The organism is Roseateles oligotrophus (assembly GCF_025717515.1).
In the GTDB taxonomy this organism is placed as follows: Bacteria; Pseudomonadota; Gammaproteobacteria; order Burkholderiales; family Burkholderiaceae_C; genus Paucibacter_A; species Paucibacter_A oligotrophus.
This window is the reverse complement of the sequence record NZ_JAJIRN010000027.1, coordinates 1-1,742: the sequence shown is the minus strand read 5'-3', so window position 1 is coordinate 1,742 and position 1,742 is coordinate 1. Positions and strand designations below refer to the sequence as shown.

3 protein-coding genes are annotated in these 1,742 nt (G+C 62.2%); all 3 read left to right on the top strand.

What is annotated here, in order from left to right:
- A partial coding sequence (locus LNV07_RS25310; protein ID WP_263573987.1) for a branched-chain amino acid ABC transporter permease occupies positions 1-588 on the top strand: 588 nt, incomplete at its 5' end.
- An 11-nt stretch (positions 589-599) separates the two neighbouring features.
- Positions 600-1,376 (top strand): ABC transporter ATP-binding protein, encoded by a 777-nt coding sequence (locus tag LNV07_RS25305; RefSeq protein WP_263573986.1) that lies wholly within the window; start codon positions 600-602, stop codon positions 1,374-1,376.
- A gap of 16 nt (positions 1,377-1,392) precedes the next feature.
- Positions 1,393-1,742 (top strand): ATP-binding cassette domain-containing protein (locus LNV07_RS25300; protein WP_263573985.1); only part of this gene is annotated, 350 nt, incomplete at its 3' end.

The following is a 1,742-nucleotide window of genomic DNA, read 5'->3' as shown; positions in this document are numbered from 1 at the left end:
CACTTCTTCGGCCTCGACCTGGGCAAGGGAGCCGAGCTGTTCGGCTACAAACTGCCCTCGGTGACGCTGTATTACTACCTCTTTTTGGTCTTGGTGGTGTTCAGCGTGATCATCTGCTATCGGCTCGAGAACAGCCGCATCGGGCGCGCCTGGATGGCGATCCGCGAGGACGAGATTGCAGCCAAGGCGATGGGCATCAACACCCGCAATATGAAGCTCTTGGCCTTCGGCATGGGCGCCACCTTCGGCGGCGTGGCCGGCACCATGTTCGCGTCTTTCCAGGGCTTTGTGAGCCCGGAGTCCTTCAGCTTGCAGGAGTCGGTGATGATTGTGGCGATGGTGGTGCTGGGCGGTATTGGCCATATCCCGGGCGTGATCCTGGGCGCGCTGCTGCTGTCGGCCTTGCCCGAAGTGCTGCGTTACGTGGCCGGACCCTTGCAGGAGATGACCGGCGGGCGCTTGGACGCGTCCATCCTGCGTCAGCTGCTGGTGGCGCTGGCGATGATAGGCATCATGCTGGTGCGCCCACGCGGCCTGTGGCCTTCGCCCGAGCATGGCAAAGCCGCCCCCACACCTGTGAACCCTTGAGGAGCAACCCAATGAGCGAAGTTATTCTCAAAGTCGCCGGAGTCTCCAAGCGTTTTGGTGGCCTGCAAGCACTGGCCGACGTCGGCATACAAATCAACAAGGGTCAGGTCTACGGTCTGATCGGCCCGAACGGCGCGGGCAAGACCACCTTCTTCAACGTCATCACCGGCCTGTACACGCCGGATGCGGGCAGCTTCGAGCTGGGCGGCGCGCCTTACGCCCCGACGGCGGTGCACGAGGTGGCCAAGACCGGTATCGCGCGCACCTTCCAGAACATCCGGCTGTTTGCCGAGATGACGGCGCTGGAGAACGTGATGGTGGGCCGCCATATCCGCACCGGCTCAGGTCTGCTGGGGGCGATCTTCCGCACGCCGGGCTTCAAGAACGAAGAGGCGGCGATCGCCAAGCGGGCTCAAGAACTCTTGGACTATGTGGGCATCGGCAAATATGCGGAGTTCAAGGCCCGCACCTTGAGCTACGGCGACCAGCGACGCTTGGAGATTGCCAGAGCACTCGCCACCGACCCCAAGCTGATTGCCTTGGACGAGCCGGCCGCAGGCATGAACGCGACCGAAAAAGTGGTGCTCAGAGAGCTGATCGACCGCATCCGCAAGGACGGTCGCACCATCCTCTTGATCGAGCACGATGTGAAGCTGGTGATGGGCTTGTGCGACCGCGTCTCGGTGCTGGACTACGGCAAGCAGATTGCCGAAGGCACGCCTTACGACGTGCAGCGCAACGAGAAAGTGATCGAAGCCTATCTGGGCGCCGGTCACAAGAACCACTGAGCGAGAGAGTATAAAAATGTCAGCAAACATATTGCTCAAAGTCAGCGGACTCAAGGTCGCTTACGGCGGCATCCAGGCCGTCAAGGGCGTGGACTTCGAAGTGGCGCAGGGCGAGTTGGTCAGCCTGATCGGGGCTAACGGCGCAGGCAAGAGCACCACGCTCAAGGCCGTCACCGGGCTGCAGCCGGTCGCCGCCGGCGATATCGAATACATGGGCAAGTCGATCAAAGGCCAGGGGGCCTGGGACTTGGTCAAGCAAGGCCTGGTGATGGTGCCGGAAGGGCGCGGCACGTTCACGCGTATGACCATCACCGAGAACCTGCAGATGGGCGCCTATATCCGCAGCGACAAGGCGCAGATCGAGGC

Excerpts from the sequence above, each read along its gene's own strand:
- LNV07_RS25305 (WP_263573986.1), top strand. The coding sequence starts at position 600 with ATGAGCGAAGTTATTCTCAAAGTCGCCGGAGTCTCCAAGCGTTTTGGT.